Origin of the sequence: Vibrio methylphosphonaticus (assembly GCF_023634655.1) — a bacterium.
Classification (GTDB): domain Bacteria; phylum Pseudomonadota; class Gammaproteobacteria; order Enterobacterales; family Vibrionaceae; genus Vibrio; species Vibrio methylphosphonaticus.
On record NZ_JAMKMS010000013.1, the window covers coordinates 39,121 to 56,624 of the forward strand.

The following is a 17,504-nucleotide window of genomic DNA, read 5'->3' on the forward strand; positions in this document are numbered from 1 at the left end:
GGCTATTCTCCTGGGATCAGGTGTATCTTGCCTACAAACTCTTCTACGCCGTTACGGTCATTTAGGAGTTCGAAGGCTTCCGACGCACGTGACATTGGGAACGTATGAGTAACCAGCCTATCTATTTTGTCTTGCATCCACGGGTCGCAAAGCGTTTCTAGGATCTCACGGCGGTGACGGAAATCGACATCAAAGGATGCGGTGATGGTTTTCTTCGGCCAACAAATACCATACTCGGTATTAAGATCCCATTTCAGCTCCGGACCTTGGTCTGCCGCGTAGCCAAGTTGAATCATAGTCCCGTAATGACGTAACGAGTCTAGACACTTCTGCTGATAATAAGGGTAGCCAGAACACTCGAAGGAGAAATCTGCACCACGCCCATCGATCGTGTGCTCTTTCACTTGCTCTAACCAGTGTTCATCTTCAGAGTTAATAATGACGTCTGCGCCAAGTTCTGCCGCGCGTGCCATACGCTTCGTATCGCGACCAATAGCAATGACTTTTGCACCGCGATATTTCAGGTTTACAATCGTGGCGAGACCAATAAAGCCAACCCCTCCCACCACGCAGACATGCTCTTGCGTAATGTGATGCTCTCGCACTGGCGTATAGGTACAGCCAATTAAGCAATTTGCCGCCGATGCATGTTTATCGGATAGCTCATCAGGAATTTTCGACATCATGTTGGATGGAACGAGTCGATATTCACAAAAGCCTGAACCACCAGATTCGCTGTTATTATTAAACTCTTGAACCTGAATCGGACCTTTAATATTGATGCAGTGCGTTGCGCCCATCCCGTTATCACAGACCCAACACTCGCCACAGGCCCAACCTTGGAAGATCACGACGCGATCACCGACCTTCCAACGATTTTCCCCTGGACCTATCGCATCAATAACGCCAACACCTTCATGGCCAAGTGTCGTTGGTGTTTCATACCACTCATAAAAGCCTGTTTTATAAGCTCTATGTTCAATACAGTTGGGAGCAATAGTTTGTTTTACTCGCACAAAACCACCAACAGGATCAGATACCTGTTGTTCAATAACTTTTGCACTACCTTTCTTGATGTCGAGTACTTTATTGATTTTCATGTTGATGCCTAGTTGAGTTAATGTCTCAATATTGGCAGCTCACATTGATTAATAATTGACAATAAAAACCATAATTGACATTTTAGCCAAATGGTTGCGTGACAGAGTCGATAAATTAGAACTTTCTATGATTTTAACAGATGAAAAACACCACTTTGCCGTCACTCTTGTGAAGCGTTTACAGGCGGTACTAGAGAGCGAACGACCTTCATTAGTGACAATATTAAAACGGCAACTCACTGAAATATCCTTTGATGAATCGCAATTAAATTTGGAAAGCGCGGAACAACTCGTTAACCATTACAACAAATATATCAATGGCTTATATTTAAAAATATATGACAGAATCAACTTGGCCGATTTTGGCCTATATGGCTATGCGATCGCTTCCACAGCAACCGTGCGCGCTGGATTAGCTCTGTCTCAGCAGTTCCTTTCAATGACAACGACCTATTATGAAGAGTCTTTAGTTGAAGACGCAAACCACTTAACCATAGTGCCCAATATAGATAGCCAACATCCATCCGCACAAATACTCAGTGAAGACTTTACCGCTGGGTACTGGGTGTTACTTAAACAAATTATTATTGGTCATCGTGAAGATATGAATGGGCTAATATTAGAATTTACCTACCCAGCGCCACCTTACTACGCTCTTTACGAGTCTTTCTTTGCGGGGTGTACACTGAGATTTAATCAAGCAATCACTCGAATCAAACTCCCTGTTAGCTGGCTAAACGAACCCATTTCTCTTGAGCACTCTAAAATAGATTTATTGTTATCTAAACCGCTTATTATTGAACTAGAAAACAATAATAAAACGCTCAGCGACCTTGAACAAAGCATCTATAAAATGGTGATTAGCTCTCATTTTACCAAAACGACTTTACCTGATATAGCCCACGAGTTTTCGATTACTACTCGGCAATTACGTTACTATTTACACCAGTCACATGCCAGCTTACGTGACACGGTGTTGCGAGCAAGAATGTCTGTCGCCTCACGTCTATTGGTTGATACCGAATTAGATATAGGCACCATCGCTGAGACGCTAAATTATAGTGAGTCAAGCGCATTTGTCCGCAGCTTCAAGTCCTACTATGCCATTTCGCCATTACAGTACCGCCTTAAAAAACATGACCCTTTTAAGCAAGCGGATAGCTTTGGGTAAACACATAGCTTGGGTAAACAAATAGCTATAGCTAAACACGACACTACTCTAATGCACTAAGCTAACTGACTAACTGACTAACTGACTAACTAAAAGAACTAAAAGACTTCATTGACGTGAAAATAGAACGTACCACCATGCTCACCGTACCCAATATCAGCACGGACGTTCACGGTATCTTTAATTTTCAGACGAAATCCGGTACCTGCACTGGCGAGAGTATTGTCCCACAACCCTGACACATCATTGGAAACGGTGCCTGCTGCACCCCAAAATACGACGCCAACACGCCAATAGACGGGCAGTCGATATTCCACTTGTCCCATCATCATTTGGTTATCGCGATAGCGCCCTAGAATATACCCTCGCATCGCATCTGATCCGCCCAAGTCAGGGAGGTGGTTCCATGGTACATCACCCGATGTTAGGTTGGCCTGAACTTGCCATGCAAGCAAACCGGGCATCGGGGCTAATGCCATGTATTGCGATGCTTTTAATGAATATTTCCCAAAATTTTCTGAGTTAGTCGTGTCATGATATAAGCCAATATCAGCTTGTAGTAATGTTCCGCTAGATGCATTGGTGACGTTATCTCGTGAGTCATACACATTCGACACAAACACGCCATAACTGGTGTTGTCTGTGAGATCAGCTGCAATGCCCTCTTGGGTGGGGGTATCAGACTCAATTTCATGTGGTTTGACCGATTTGATGTTACCGCCAAAGCCAATAAAGTAGTCACCGGAGACACGATTAAGCCAAGTCGGCTTAATGTCTATCACCTGCTCTTTGAAGTTAACCAAATTACCGTCTTGCTGCCCATTGTCGTAGCCTTGGCCGTAATAGGTGGCCGCATCATCAAAGATTTTCAAATCTGTATAGAGGCGATTGTCGCCGCCATTATAAAAGTGCTTATTGCTTAATGTAATCCCCGCTGAACCATTAGAAGAGGCGTACGGATTCACAACTAAAGATGACGGCTGACCAGTACCATCGGTTTCGTCACCATATAACCCAACATACAACAACCCCAGCCCCAGCCCTTGTTCTGGCTTATAAAATACCGCTGGAATATAGCTTGAGTTTAAGCCTTTCGATGAATCGTATTCCGATTCGGCACCAAACACATCCAATACCTTATCGAGGGCATCTGTCGTCTCGTTTGGTTTCGCTTCAAAAAGCGGCACGACTTCTTTAGGCGCTGCGATGACCTGACTGATGCCGATAAAGGAGAAGCCAAAAAGAAAAGTAGAAAATAGGTTACGCATAGATTGAGTTCTTAAATTCATCACGGATAGAGACAAAACGATGGGGCGAATTATACTGGAAAAAGTGTCACGGCGTGCAAATATCCAGTTAATTGCGGCAACGATAATATAACGATTGGTACGAGGCATAAAAAAACACCGTAGCAAAAGCCACGGTGTTTTTATGCTGCTAAGAGCAATGGTTGGCAAGAGTAAGTTGGCAAAGCAACAACTAAAACGCAGCGCTCGTAAGCCAAGCCTTGTTCATCATTGCCGTTCTTACTTTAGCCTTGAATACCTACGATCAACCATGGTGCATTCGGCACCGTTAGGTCACGTTCTAGGTGCCAGATATCTTCGATATCTTCCTCGACGCCTTCAGCGGCATCACGGTAACGACCTGAGAACTGCAGACTTAGCTGCGCTTTATCCGCGTCATAATCACCACGTACAATTTCTACGTCCACGTACATAACGTCTGTATGTTGTTCGCCTTCAAGCTTAGCGCGCTCTGCCATTAAGTCTTGTAGCAAACTTGGCGATACATACTCTTCAATAGTATGCAGTTCATTGTGGTTCCACGCACCTTGCAAAATTCGGTAATGCTCACGAGCACCATTTAAGAACGCTGCAGAATCAAAGCCTGGTGGGTAATTGTGAGGAATATCGCTATGACCTGCCGCACCGAAACCACTTCCTGCTGCTGCACCCTGAGGTTGCTCAAAGCTTTGGAAGTTTTGTTGAGTTTGCTGCTTTTGCTCAAACGGGTTACGCGTGCCATTTCCGCCAAAGGCAGGCTGCTGACGCTGCTGGTTCATACTGCCCTGCTTTGCGCCAAGTAGATGCCTCATTAATTTAAAGATAACGAACGCAATCAGACCCATAATCAAAATATCCATAAACTGAATACCTTCAAATGCGCCGCCAAAGAATGCTGCGAGTAATCCACCAGCAAGAAGACCACCTAATAGTCCTCCCATCAGGCCTTTCTTACTTCCCGCTTTATTTTGATCTTGTCTTACCGTGTTGGTGTTTTGCTTTTGTTGCTTTGGCGCTGGCGCCGTCTTAAAGCTTTTACCAAACGATTTACCGCCACCGAATTTCTTAGCTTCAGCAACAGGGTTCACCGTTACTGCAAGTACGAGTAACGCGATGAAAGAGAATAAACGTTTCATTCTGTACCTTTTTTTATTGTTACGTAATATCGTAAACTCTGCGGTAGTGAATACGATGGTTGATGAATCATATACTGAGCTTAGCACTAAAGGAAAGCATCATATGCTCCGACTTGTTTCAGGATATTGCACGCTTGTTGCAAACAACGTGACTTTCATCTAGTGAAATCGCTGTTCTCGGCCCTCATACAAGGCTTCATCAGTTGACGCTGCTAATGCCTCACTTTAAAATAGTGAACTGTGTTCAATTCGATTATCACTCTCATGGCCCGTAGAAACGATCATACAAGGGAAGAGCTTGTCCAGCTAACACTTAGCACGGTTAAAGCCTACCTTAGCGAAAACTCACATCATACGCTTAGCCTGCGAAAAATCGCCACGCTGATCGGCTATGTTCCAAGCACCTTGGTCAATGTTTTTGGTAGCTACAACTTACTCCTTTTGCGAGCCGTTGCCGAGACCATCGATGACTTATCAAGCGAAGCAAAAGGTGTGGTGGCAAATGCTCAAAACCCGGAAGATTCGCTTTATGCGTTAGCGGCGTGTTATCACGATTTCGCAAAGCAATGGCCTTATCGTTGGCAATTGATTTTTGAACACAACATGAATGGTGACCGCCTACCTGAATGGCAAGCACAACGTATCGATGGAATGACCGCTATGCTTGAAGGTTTACTCTCTGTTCATAGACCTGATAAATCTCACTCTGAAGTACTGAAAGCCAGTCGCGTGCTATGGGCAGGCGTACACGGTATTACCTTACTGAGTGTGGATGATAAATTTTTCTCTGCCGAACCAATCGACGGCAACGAGCTTATTCGAGACCTGATCTCGAAATACCTACAAAGTTGGTAACACCACAAGGAACGGCAATGCCACACTCGAAATCAGGCTCTTTGCTCTCGCAAAGGCGCTTTTTACCCTATTTTATTACTCAATTTTTTGGCGCTTTCAATGACAACATTTTTAAAAATGTATTGTTGTTGTTTGTTGCGTTCGCCGGACCACAAGTACTGCCGGTTTCGAGTAACTTATTTATTAACCTAGCAGCGGGACTATTTATCCTGCCCTTTTTCCTATTCTCTGCGTCTGCTGGTGTCCTTGCTGACAAATATGAAAAATCATGGTTTATTCGCAAGGTGAAGCTCATCGAAATCGCCATCATGTGCTTAGGTGCGATTGGCTTTATCACACAAAGCTACGGTATTTTGCTCTTTTTACTGTTCCTCATGGGGACACAATCTGCGTTTTTTGGCCCCGTAAAGTACGCCTTATTGCCCCAGCAGTTAAAGCCTAACGAACTCCTTTCTGGCAATGCGCTCGTTGAAACGGGAACGTTTATCGCTATTCTTGTGGGGACACTGGGTGCCGGACTGATTGCTTCGGCTGAGCATGCCAACTACGTCGCTGCGGCGAGTGTGGTCATTTTTGCTGTCGCAGGTTACCTCTCAAGTCGCTACATTCCAAAAGCGGCAGCCAGTGCCCCTAACTTGAAATTTCGTTGGCAGCCAATTAAACACACCAAAGAAACGCTGAAAATTGCTCATCAAGATCGCGTGGTATTTCAGTGCATCATGGCAATCAGCTGGTTCTGGTTTTTGGGCGCAACCTATCTAACCCAATTCCCAAATTTCACTAAAAACCACCTCATGGGCAACGAAGCAGCGGTCTCTTTTTTACTGGCGCTATTTTCTGTTGGCATCGCGCTGGGCTCAATGCTGTGTGACAAGATGTCTAGAAACCGCATTGATATTGGTATCGTGCCAATTGGAAGCCTTGGTATCAGCATTTTTGGGGCGTTAATGGCTTACGCTGTCCCGAGTGATTTACCGCAGTTTGATAGCTTTTCTATGTTTGTCTCACATTCAGCATTGTGGCCAGTTTTTGGCTTCTTACTGCTGCTGGGCATTTCTGGCGGCCTGTTCATTGTGCCGCTGTACGCTCTGATGCAACAACAAGCAAAAGAAACAGAACGTGCTCGAGTGATTGCTGCGCTTAATATCTACAATTCACTGTTTATGGTAGGCAGCGCTGTTTTGGGTATTGTCACCTTGTCAGTGCTCGAATTAACCATCGTACAACTGTTTCTCGTTCTCGCATTATTAAACTTCGCGATGGCGGTTTACTTGTTTCGCCAAGCGCCTATTTTTGTCGTTTGCTCTATCGTACGAGGCTTAACGGCATTGCTTTACCGAGTGACGCTTAAAAACCTTCATCACATACCAAAAGAAGGCGGCGCGTTGATCGTTTGCAACCACGTCAGCTATATGGATGCCGTTGTCGCGACGGCGGCCTGTCCACGCCCTATGCGCTTTGTTATGGAAGAAGAGTACGCCAATTTTAAGCCCGCCCGTTGGTTCTTTAAAGGGTTGAAGGTAATCCCTATTTCAGCGACGAAACAGGGTTCAATCCGCCGAGCCTTCGGTGAGATTGAAGAAGCATTACGCCAAGGGGAAGTCGTGTGTATTTTCCCAGAAGGACGCCTAACACCAGATGGTGAAATGAACGAATTTATGCGGGGCGTTGGTTTGATTTTGAAACGTTCTTCGGCGCCCGTTATTCCAATGGCACTTAAAGGGCTGTGGGGGAGCTATTTCAGTCGTCACAAAGGTCGTGCTTGCAAAGGTCTACCAAATCGATTCCGAGCTAAACTGGAAGTTGAAACTGGCGAACCGGTTGAGGCTAAAGAAGCAAGCAGTCAAGTGATGTTTGAAAAAGTATCTACGCTGCGCGGTCAGTATCGCTGATCAACGCATCACCTGTTCAATATTATTGAACGCTAGTTCATTAATATTAGATTTTTCTATCCAATGAATAAGGATAGGATGGCGATACTTATTATCGCCATCCTATTTATTTACGGTTACCCATGCAGACCTTGCTTCGATCGTCTCCGCTGTTTTTTCTAGCTTTACTTGTTTGCCTAACCCCTTGGGTATCATCGCCAATCGCATTAATTCTTGGTTTTTTGCTCACCACGTTCAGCTTAGTGCCACAGTCATTGCCACTCGCCAAGTTCACCAAGAAATTGCTTGCCTATTCTATCGTCGGGCTGGGGTTTGGTATTCAATTAGACCAAGCGATTGCCGCGACTAGCAATGGAATCGGTATCATTGTTACCACAATATTTGGCACATTGATTATCGGTTGGTTTCTTGCGAAACGTATGGGCGTGGAGAAACAAACCGGTTATTTGATTGCGTCTGGCACCGCGATTTGCGGAGGGAGCGCCATCGCTGCGGTAGCGCCCGCGATCAATGCCGATGATGAAAAAATTGCTATCGCCTTAGCCACCGTTTTCGTTCTCAATTCTGTTGCATTATTTGTGTTTCCCGTCATTGGCCACGCACTGCAACTTGATCAGCACACCTTTGGCACCTGGGCCGCCATTGCTATACATGATACATCGTCAGTCGTCGGTGCAGCTTCAGCCTATGGTGAGGAAGCACTCACAACAGCCACAACACTAAAACTGGCACGAGCTCTATGGATAATACCGGTTGCCTTAATCAGCGCCGTTATCTTTAGCAACAAACAAAACAAAATCACCATCCCATATTTCATCGTTTTCTACTGTGTAGCAATCGTGGTGAGTGACTACTTACCACAATTTGAGTTTGTCTATCACAGTATTTTCTCCATCTCGAAGCAACTACTCGTTGTTTGTTTATTTTTGATTGGTTGTAGCATCTCTGTCGACAAACTCAAAAAAGCAGGCAGTCGCCCGATGATATTTGGCGTCACGCTGTGGTTGTTGATCTCAACCATTTCTCTGGCTTGGTTAATGAGCGGTATAGTCTAAGGGTTGGTAATAAACTCCAGCTCACAAAATTACAGCTCAACATTGGTTCGCACGCTTGTTCATGGCAAATATGTCTAACCAGTCACTTAAAATCATACAATAAGATTGTATGATTTTAAGTGAGCATATAACGATAATTTGACCAATACGTGAGGACGAATGTAATGAAAAAGGTATTTCTAGGCTTAGCCATTGCAAGTTTGCTGGCCGGTTGCGCATCAACAGATGACACGGCTCCTGCGGCTTCTGAAACAACAACGGCAGCACCAGCTGCGGCCATCGTTGTCATGACTTCCGGTGCTAACGATCTCATTTCTGATCCTCAACTTACTCAGTTTAGAAGCGACAGTGGCCAAAGCGATTTTTGGCGAAAAGATGCGGACAAAAAAAATGGTAAAGGCGATGTAGGCAGCTCAAAAGATACCGCTTTTGATGACGAAGGTTCTGCACGAATTCGTTTTATCAGTGCCTCAGATGATTTTTCTTATCAGCCAGGTTTAAGCCAACAAGTCAGCGGACTAAAAACCGATACGGATTATATTTTATCGTTCTATTACAACGATAAAAAAGGCGCATACTCAGTAAGCGAGTTGATCGCGGGAGCGAAAGGGGCTGATGGAAAGACCCTTGGGGAAAAAGCGATCCACGTCAATGACCTCAATGATAGCCCTAAAGGCGCCGTTAAAACATCGTTCCGTCAAGCGTCAGTCGAATTCAATAGTGGTAGTAATACGACTGCCGTAATTTATACGAAAATGGCCATTACTGACCCATCAAAAATCGATATGAACGGAGACATTGGCAAGCAAACTGAAGTCCGTATCGATGAGTTCTCACTAACAGAAAAATAGTCACTTTATTGATAAAACAACAAAGCCCTTTAATTAAAGGGCTTTGTCATTCTTGCCAATGGATTGGCCTGTCGCTCGGCAATTTTAGTTAGTTGTTACGCCCCACTATTTGACACTGCCTATGCAAATATCTTTGCGCTTTCAAAACCTTTACTGGTTGTCTGTTTGTTTTTGATTGGCTGCAGTATCTCTATCGACAAACTCTAGTGTTCCGGAAGTAAACCCGTAATCTTCACTATTACTCTGTGGCTGTTGATTTCGATGGCTTCTTTAATGTGAAAATGACCGAATTAGCTGAGGTTAATTAGACGTCACACCACAAAGATAACCCGCGTCTTTGTTATCTATATCGAAATCATCACACGATAACCAAGGTGTCGTGTGATCCAATTCTGAGTCTAAACGCTTAAAAAAGAATGCATATACTTGAGGATTAGTGACCGGTTTACCCAATACCATTGAATCTGTCGAAACAAAATCGCCCTGCGACGTAATAGTAGGCATGGTGGCCCCTTCTTGACGTCCAATGCTCACTTTTACATCCACTCCGCCATTGGATTCATACGCCTTCACGGTCCAATTATCAGCCCCTTTTTGAGTCGACAAAATAACATACCTCCACCACTCTCGGCTCGCAGACAATTGGTCATCAGGGTACGTAAAGACAAAATCATGATCAGACTTTTCTAAAACAGAACGGGCGGCATCAAGCGCTTGGTTTTTTGTCACTCCGTCATAATGACGCGTCGTGACTTGGTGCCACTCCGAACGAGATAACTGAGGTGCGGTTGCGCAGCCTGTCATCATCATCACGGTCACAGCTAGGGTAAAAATGGTTCTAAAGTACATTCTTGTTACCTATTCATTTATTACAATTGTAGTCAATTGGTATCACTGAAATCTGAACGACTCCCATTACTGAGAGTCGCCACATTTTCTTTCGTACTACTTTTCTTTCGTACTACTTGTCTTTCTTCAATTGCCGTCGGCTACCTATCTTTCATTATCTAGATCTCTACACTCTCATTATCTAAATCTCTAAAATTGATAACCAACATCGACCAACCATTGTCCAGACTTGAATCCACTCGTTTCTTTAGAGTAACCAACCCCAGTCATAATGTGATCGTTGAACTCCCCTTTCACTCCGACTGAAGCAACAAAACTATTATTACTCCCATTTTGTCTGCTTCCTTTTACCTTATCCCAAGACCATCCTGCTGTAACATAAGGCTTAACCACGACGGAACTTGAGACGTGATACGGCACCCCATAACCGATAGCAGCTTGATATCGGTCTACATCAACCGAGTGACCATACTTTTTCTCATCGTCGGAGGTGGAGCCCAAATTTCCTGATGTTGTTGTGACACGAAAGTCAGTAAATAGGCTCTCTTTTAGTGAAGGGACGAGATACCCTTGAGAGTAAACCGAGTAGCCTTGTAGCGTGTTTCCATCGCTGCTGTCGGTTGCATACCCAGCGCCTACTGTGACGCCTGAAAAGAAATCTTGTATCGTGCCAGCCTGGCTAAGCGTTGATACAACGGAGAGTGATATAAAAGCAACGGTTGCTTTAATCATGTTACCTACCTCATATGATTAGCTGCCGCTAGTATTTCGCAGGGCGAACGATTAAAAGAGGACCATCTACTTTCTGACTATTCACCTTTTATATTTTGCTCTACACTGTTGCCAATATTCCGGATTATTCGAGGTATTCTGTGGACAAGTCTGGCAACCTCATTCAATTACAACGCCTTAAGCAATTAGAGCAACGGTTTAACCTCACCCGCGCCACTGTAGATAAAAATGAGCTCTCAGACGTGTTCGTATGTTCAACGCGGAATGTAACTAAGATAATGAATAACCTAACGTCTTTAGGTTGGATAGCGTGGAGCCCAGGAAAAGGTCGTGGCAATAAATCTACGCTGTTAATTCTGCGCTCATTTCAGGATTTACTTACTGAGCAATTAAAAATAATGATACAAAATGGCGGGCTAAACGAAGCCTTTAATTACGCTAATATTTTTCATTATCAACATATTTTCAAACAAAAACTGCCAGAGTGGTTGACCATCTATTCTGACGACCTTGAGCGCTCTGATGAACTCATTGGATTAGTGGGTTATGCCTTACCTCCTTGTCACCCTATGACGATGACAGAGCTTCAGTCTGGGATATACGTCAATGCTCTTTTTGATACATTAATCCGCTTTGACTCTGTAACCGATACCTTCACTCCTCACTTAGCACACCAGTTCTACCAATCGAATAACACGTACTTTTTCCGAATTCGTCCGGATGTCTATTTCCATAATGGCGAGTTACTGACACCGGAACATGTGAAAAGCCACATGATTAAGCTCACCAAACATACGCCTTTATTTGCCAGTGTAAAATCGGTATCCGTTAACAAACGTTGGCTTGAAGTCACCTTGCATCATGATGACCCGATATTTTTGCATGCGTTAGCTGATATTCATTGCGGGGTATATTTGGATAATGAGCGTGACCCAGAGTTTCCATTTGGCACAGGATGCTATCGCTGGGATACTCGACTGCCTGAACACTGGTCGTTAATAAAGAACGAGCAATACTTTGGCGTGCACGGGATACTAAAACGAGCCGATTTCTGGGTGACGGATTCAGATATTAACGACCAGCTTGAACAAAGTAATATTAGCGTTCAAACCGAAGTTGCCACATCCAATAACACATCTAATAACACATCTAATAAAAAGGGACTACAAGCCCATTCACAGCGCATCACCCATTACCGGCTAAAAGGGTGTCAAGCGGTATGCATTGCTCACCATGTACCAGACGATGTCCGAGAACAATTGGCGTCAAGGCTCAAGCGTCCCTCACATCAGCACGGTTCTACCTCTCAATCAACCCAACGGTCATGTCAGACTCTGTTTGGCGACGACTTAGATAAATCAGCGTATTTGGCAACATGTGATCAATACTTAGATGAGCACCCCGCGTTAGAGGGGGAAACAATAACCTACTGGAATAACGGAAATAGTGCCCTACCTGCAGTGCTAGAGAGTCTTATAACGACTGGCGTGGTTCTAAAACCTAGCAATGAATTAAGCAACGCGGATGTCTGGCTAAACGACTATTTGTTTGGCCATGATATATTACTTGATCAGTTTTATTGGTTACTGGCGCATAAAATGACAGACCATTTACTTCCTCCGGTGCTTCATAAGCAATGGAAAGATGCCATTGCAAATGCTAGCGACTTACCCCAGCTATTTTTAGGCATTGAAGAAATATGTAAGCAGAAGCACTTCATTGTTCCTCTATGGGGAAAAACCGTTTCATTCACAACCCATGAGTCACTGCGAGGACAAAGTACCGATTCGCTCGGTCTGATGAATTTGTCTCACCTTTGGTTTGATAAACGCGATCATCAGCGTTAAAAGTATCTAATGACTGGTGGGAAAATACTGCATGCATAAGCCGTTTGAACGGCGAACAGCGAATAGAAACCAAATAACCGACTTATGTAGATGTGCACGATAGTACACTTTGCCTCATCATTTACTGCTGAGTACTGATTGGGGGGATTTCGTCGACGATGTTGTACGGCGTCTCACACTAACGAACAATGCAACGGTGAGTATGAACGCGGTGAGCTCCGCCATTGCTCGTGGAAGCCCTTCTGTAGTGAGTGCCAGTAAAATCTGCAGCACTATTGCGATTCCAAGCGTTATATTCATTCCGTTTACTCACGTCATTATCCTAGGGACATTATGGTGAGCATTCACGAAAGAGAAAATTCCGTTTTGGACTATGAAATAACCACATAATCGGACTGCGCACTTGAAAGCCAGCGCTTAACTTGCGCTCTTGATACTTTAATACCCGACGATGCCAGTGAGTCTGGTAGACGAAAATACGCGATTGGATACTTAAACTTTTCTAACCCCGAGCCTTTAAGCAGTTGGTTAATCATTAACTTTTCATCCGAGCTCAATTCACATGAACGCATTTCTGAATCATCACTGCTGTTATCTACGCTTTGTATCACGGCAACGGGACGCGCTCCAAATTCATCACAAACAACGGGAATAATAATAGACTGACTCACATTAGGAAGTCGGTTTAATACCGCTTCTACCTCTTCACAGTGGATATTTTCGCCCCCGGATATAAACAGATTATCGGCTCGCCCAGTGACCATCAACTCATGATTATCACTCCAACACCCCAGGTCGCCGGTATCAAACCACCCATCTGTTAATGCCAGTGATCGAAGATGTCCTTGATAGAAGTAGCCTTGTGACAATACCGCTCCTTTGACTTGTATGCGCTGACCTTGCAACCTAACTTGTCGATTAGGTAAAGCGGTACCTGAAGAGCTATGTTGGTCAACAAGCTTAGCGGTTACGGTTGACGCCGTTTCTGTCATGCCATAACCCATCCACATCGCAATGCCCGAGGCTTGGGCTTGTTGAATCAGTTCGTTAGGGATATGACTTCCGCCCAGTAACACGCGCCGAAGCTGATTAGGAATACGTTGTTCGATAATTCGCTTAAGCTGAGTAACAACCAAAGACGCATGACTGACATCCGCAATATCTTGGCTAAATACACCGTCCGCAATTTTTAACTGTGCACCAGCGGATAGCCAGCGCCAAATAATCGCCAAGCCAGAGACATGAAACATAGGCAAACTGAGCAGCCAACGGTCGCTGTCGCTATACGAAAACCGTTCCAACAACCCTTTGGCGGAAGCCAGATGCTGCTCCACCGTATGCACAACCGCTTTTGGTTTACCTGTCGAACCTGAGGTAAAAATAATCGAGGCGCACTGGTGTAAATCAGCACTGTTTTTCTCCTCAAGCGACGTCATTTTCTTATTGTGTGATTTATCTTCTGGAAAATCCAGACAGATGATACCTATCTCTCTTGTCCGAGTCTGCGCAGTGAAATCGATACCAGTGCCTGAACAATCCCATAGGTAGGCTTTCTCGTTCGCTTTGTATAGCGTCTCTAATCGGTCATTTATATCTGATGATGCCGATACCATCGCTGGTATCGCACCCTGTGCGACACACGCTAAATAAGCGAACACAAGGTCAATCTCAGCTCGCCCGACCAAGCACACCACGCTGTGAGATTGCACGCCTTCGTCAATCAAGGCTTGTTGATATTGCTGTACCGTCTTCTGGATCTGTTGCCACGTATAGGTGCGGTCTGTCGTCACTACCGCCGCATCATTGGGCTTATGCTGCGCCCATGTTGTCCATAAATTCACGCGATCATGGCCTCCATTATCACCTGCTTTGTCACGACTGCCAGTACAGCGTCTGCTCATCCAATGTTGAGATCGGAAGTCGACAGTTTGGCCACGCCACTTCAAGTTGGGCGGCGAATAACTGCATTGTATCAAGCCCCGGCGTTACATTTGGAACTTGCCATTGAGAAAAACGAGCAAGGTGATTAAGACCAATGCTGCTTTCTAAACTGGAGCTAATAACCACTTGAATGCCTTGCTGGTGCGCCGCTTCAATCAGCGTTATGCACTTCTCTAGACTGCCGACTAATGTCGGTTTAATAATCAGCGTTTTTACTCCGGTCAACGAGTCGAAGGCAAAATCGGATGCGCGTACCGCTTCTTGTAACGTTTCATCCCAGGCTATCGCTATCCCCGTATCACCCGCAAAAGAAAGACTATCGCGCGATGTTTTGCACGGTTCTTCTATAAAAGCGATACGTTCGCGTAGGGATGGCGCGATGTAGGAAGCAAACTTATTGGCTTTTTCAAGGCTCCATGATCGATTAGCATCCAATCTCAAGGTCAGATCTGGTATGGACTCCAAGAACAGGCTAACGATCATGCCATCACGAATTGCTTCGTACATACCGACTTTAATCTTTGCGACTTTACGACCAGACATAGTGTTGAGGATGGGAAGAAGGTCATCTGGATCACCGGAACACAACGGCGCCGCCTGGTAATTACCACGGTTCGGTAAGCGACTGGCCAGTTCCATCACCGCGCAAGATAAGCCGAACGCTACGGAAGGACAATACTCGTCAAGGTCAGAGCCGAGTTGGCCTTTTTTTACCCATGATTCAAGATAATGCTGCGCTTGATTGCCCGCTTCTTGTAACGATTCTTGACTAAAACCCGGTAGCGGTGCGATCTCACCCAACGCATGTTTACCGTTTTCAATCAGTTCAACAACCCACCCTTCACGAGCAGTGAGTTTGGTATCTCGTAAGATCACGCCACTGTCCATAGGTAACGTGTAACGATAAAGCTTTGCTTGTCTCATGGTCGACATTCCGCGTTTAAATTTTTTTTGTATGAGGTTAGACGTATGAAGATAGATATTATTAGCCGCTCTTCCAGTTAAGAAGAGCGGCATAACGACCGTCGTCGCTTAAGGATTGCGAGGGAATTTATTGAAATCAGGACGACGTTTCTCGTTAAACGCATTACGTCCTTCTTGGCCTTCTTCTGTCATGTAGAACATCATAGTGGCATTACCTGCAAGCTCTTGTAGACCAGCTTGGCCATCACAATCGGCATTTAATGCCGCTTTAAGGCAACGCAGAGCCATAGGGCTGTGTTGCAGCACTTCACGAGACCAACGGATAGACTCCTTCTCTAGATCGGCAACCGGAACCACGGTGTTCACAAGCCCCATATCTACCGCCTCTTGAGCATCATAAAAACGGCACAAGAACCAAATTTCACGCGCTTTTTTCTGACCGACAATGCGAGCCATGTAAGAAGCACCCCAACCGCCATCGAACGAACCTACTTTCGGGCCAGTTTGGCCAAACTGAGCGTTGTCTGCAGCGATAGTTAAATCACACATCATATGTAATACGTGACCGCCACCTACAGCCCAGCCTGCTACAGCCGCAATCACTGGTTTAGGGCAGGTACGGATCTGACGTTGAAAGTCTAATACGTTTAAGTGGTGAGTACCCGTATCATCTTGGTAACCGCCGTAATCGCCACGAACTGATTGGTCGCCACCGGAACAAAATGCCTTTTCTCCTAAACCCGTTAAGATAATCACACCAACATTTTCGTCATAGCGTGCATCCGCCAACGCACGGATCATTTCTTGAACGGTACGAGGCGTGAATGCATTGTGAACTTGTGGTCGCGCAATGGTAATTTTAGCAATTCCATCTTCAGATTTGTGATATTGAATATCTTCAAAGTCACACGTGACGTCAGCCCAGTTTACGGGTGCATAAAGTTCTTCTTCGGTTAATCCAACTGTTTTTGCCATGGTATGTTCCAATGTTAGCCACCGTTTAGTTCGGTGTGTTTATATACTTGAGCAGAGCAGACGTAAACGCCTTAGGGTGCTCTTTGTGAACGTTATGTCCCGCATGCGGAACTACGTAATGATTTAAACCGCTAAGCCTTGCCAATGCAGTGAACTTTGTATCGTTTTCACCACTGATGAATAACGGCGTATGACCGGAGTCAAAACTCAATTGTTGCACTTCTTCTAGTAAGTACGGCTGACGTCCCAATGAGGTGCTATCCAGCATCGTACTTAATTTATGACCTAGGTTAACACTTCGCTTTGCAATCAAAAGTTGTCTTTGCTCATGATTTAATGAAGAAAACACAGGCTGTCGGTACCAGTCGGCTAAAACATCTTCAATTTTTTCGATTTGAAAGCGTCTTGCCCAAGCTTGATCCGCTACTAGGCGTTGCTGGCGCTCGTCATGGTTTTTCAGACCAAAATTACCGCCTTCAATGACCAGCCCTAAAATTGGGTTTGAGCACCATCTCTTTGTCGGATGCATCGTTAAGCAATACATCAGTAATCGTGCACCCAATGAATAGCCAATTAGGCACACCGGTGTCATTGGGTCAATGTGGTGTGCATCAAAAGCATGTTGAATCGCAGCACCGAGTAACACACTTGCCTCTTCAAATCCCGAGCAAGTGACATGATCGCTTAGGCCATGTCCCGGCAAGTCTAAGAATAAACGTGGGTAATCCGTTAGCTCATCGGTGACATGACACCAATCGTCAGTCGAGCCAAGAAAGCCATGCACAAAGACCAATATAGGTCGACGTATGTGAGGTTGGCATCCCGGTAGAAACCGAGTGCTCAGTAGGCTCGAGTTTGGTAAATTCGCATTATTTAGCATGATGCGTATG

At 45.0% G+C, this 17,504-nt stretch carries 16 protein-coding genes; 6 read left to right on the forward strand and 10 right to left on the reverse strand.

Features of this window, described 5'->3' with window-relative positions:
• Positions 1–2: 2 nt before the first annotated feature.
• Positions 3–1,100: a zinc-dependent alcohol dehydrogenase gene (locus M9196_RS15415; RefSeq protein WP_250618423.1), complete on the reverse strand. Its 1,098-nt coding sequence runs from the start codon at positions 1,098–1,100 to the stop codon at positions 3–5.
• A gap of 127 nt (positions 1,101–1,227) precedes the next feature.
• Between M9196_RS15415 and M9196_RS15420 the strand changes: the two genes are divergently transcribed.
• Positions 1,228–2,271 carry an AraC family transcriptional regulator gene (locus M9196_RS15420; protein ID WP_250618424.1) on the forward strand — a complete coding sequence of 348 codons (1,044 nt, stop codon included), beginning with the start codon at positions 1,228–1,230 and terminating at the stop codon, positions 2,269–2,271.
• 98 nt (positions 2,272–2,369) lie between these two features.
• Here the strand turns inward: M9196_RS15420 and M9196_RS15425 are convergent, their stop codons facing one another.
• Both M9196_RS15425 and M9196_RS15430 read right to left on the reverse strand, forming a co-directional pair.
• Positions 2,370–3,668: a BamA/TamA family outer membrane protein gene (locus M9196_RS15425; protein WP_250618425.1), complete on the reverse strand. Its 1,299-nt coding sequence runs from the start codon at positions 3,666–3,668 to the stop codon at positions 2,370–2,372.
• Between the two features lie 134 nt (positions 3,669–3,802).
• A complete protein-coding gene (locus M9196_RS15430; protein WP_250618426.1) occupies positions 3,803–4,693 on the reverse strand; it encodes a Tim44 domain-containing protein in 891 nt (296 codons plus the stop codon).
• Between the two features lie 264 nt (positions 4,694–4,957).
• Between M9196_RS15430 and M9196_RS15435 the strand changes: the two genes are divergently transcribed.
• The 4 genes from M9196_RS15435 (at position 4,958) to M9196_RS15450 (ending at position 9,346) form a co-directional block, all read left to right on the forward strand.
• The gene (locus M9196_RS15435) at positions 4,958–5,548 is read left to right on the forward strand and encodes a TetR/AcrR family transcriptional regulator (RefSeq protein WP_250618427.1); all 591 of its coding nucleotides are present in this window, start codon (positions 4,958–4,960) and stop codon (positions 5,546–5,548) included.
• Positions 5,549–5,565: 17 nt separating this feature from the next.
• Positions 5,566–7,440, forward strand: a complete 1,875-nt coding sequence (locus M9196_RS15440; protein WP_250618428.1) for an MFS transporter — start codon at positions 5,566–5,568, stop codon at positions 7,438–7,440.
• A gap of 122 nt (positions 7,441–7,562) precedes the next feature.
• Entirely contained in the window at positions 7,563–8,495 is a 933-nt protein-coding gene (locus tag M9196_RS15445) for a YeiH family protein (RefSeq protein WP_250618429.1), read from the forward strand.
• Between the two features lie 164 nt (positions 8,496–8,659).
• Complete coding sequence (locus M9196_RS15450) at positions 8,660–9,346, forward strand: hypothetical protein (protein ID WP_250618430.1); 687 nt, start codon at positions 8,660–8,662, stop codon at positions 9,344–9,346.
• Positions 9,347–9,646: 300 nt separating this feature from the next.
• Here the strand turns inward: M9196_RS15450 and M9196_RS15455 are convergent, their stop codons facing one another.
• Both M9196_RS15455 and M9196_RS15460 read right to left on the reverse strand, forming a co-directional pair.
• The gene (locus tag M9196_RS15455) at positions 9,647–10,195 is read right to left on the reverse strand and encodes a hypothetical protein (RefSeq protein WP_250618431.1); all 549 of its coding nucleotides are present in this window, start codon (positions 10,193–10,195) and stop codon (positions 9,647–9,649) included.
• 189 nt (positions 10,196–10,384) lie between these two features.
• Positions 10,385–10,927 (reverse strand): outer membrane beta-barrel protein, encoded by a 543-nt coding sequence (locus M9196_RS15460; RefSeq protein ID WP_250618432.1) that lies wholly within the window; start codon positions 10,925–10,927, stop codon positions 10,385–10,387.
• A 140-nt stretch (positions 10,928–11,067) separates the two neighbouring features.
• On the opposite strand from M9196_RS15460, the gene M9196_RS15465 reads away from it, so the two are divergent.
• Entirely contained in the window at positions 11,068–12,774 is a 1,707-nt protein-coding gene (locus tag M9196_RS15465) for an SgrR family transcriptional regulator (RefSeq protein ID WP_250618433.1), read from the forward strand.
• 117 nt (positions 12,775–12,891) lie between these two features.
• Here the strand turns inward: M9196_RS15465 and M9196_RS15470 are convergent, their stop codons facing one another.
• The 5 genes from M9196_RS15470 to menH form a co-directional block, all read right to left on the reverse strand.
• Positions 12,892–13,074 (reverse strand): hypothetical protein, encoded by a 183-nt coding sequence (locus M9196_RS15470; protein WP_250618434.1) that lies wholly within the window; start codon positions 13,072–13,074, stop codon positions 12,892–12,894.
• A gap of 71 nt (positions 13,075–13,145) precedes the next feature.
• A complete protein-coding gene (gene menE / locus M9196_RS15475) occupies positions 13,146–14,615 on the reverse strand; it encodes an o-succinylbenzoate--CoA ligase (protein WP_250618435.1) in 1,470 nt (489 codons plus the stop codon).
• Positions 14,616–14,646: 31 nt separating this feature from the next.
• The gene (gene menC / locus M9196_RS15480) at positions 14,647–15,639 is read right to left on the reverse strand and encodes an o-succinylbenzoate synthase (RefSeq protein ID WP_250618436.1); all 993 of its coding nucleotides are present in this window, start codon (positions 15,637–15,639) and stop codon (positions 14,647–14,649) included.
• 108 nt (positions 15,640–15,747) lie between these two features.
• A complete protein-coding gene (gene menB / locus M9196_RS15485) occupies positions 15,748–16,614 on the reverse strand; it encodes a 1,4-dihydroxy-2-naphthoyl-CoA synthase (protein ID WP_250618437.1) in 867 nt (288 codons plus the stop codon).
• Between the two features lie 25 nt (positions 16,615–16,639).
• Positions 16,640–17,494, reverse strand: coding sequence for a 2-succinyl-6-hydroxy-2,4-cyclohexadiene-1-carboxylate synthase (gene menH / locus M9196_RS15490; RefSeq protein WP_406707691.1), 855 nt, complete (start codon positions 17,492–17,494; stop codon positions 16,640–16,642).
• Between the last annotated feature and the right edge of the window lie 10 nt (positions 17,495–17,504).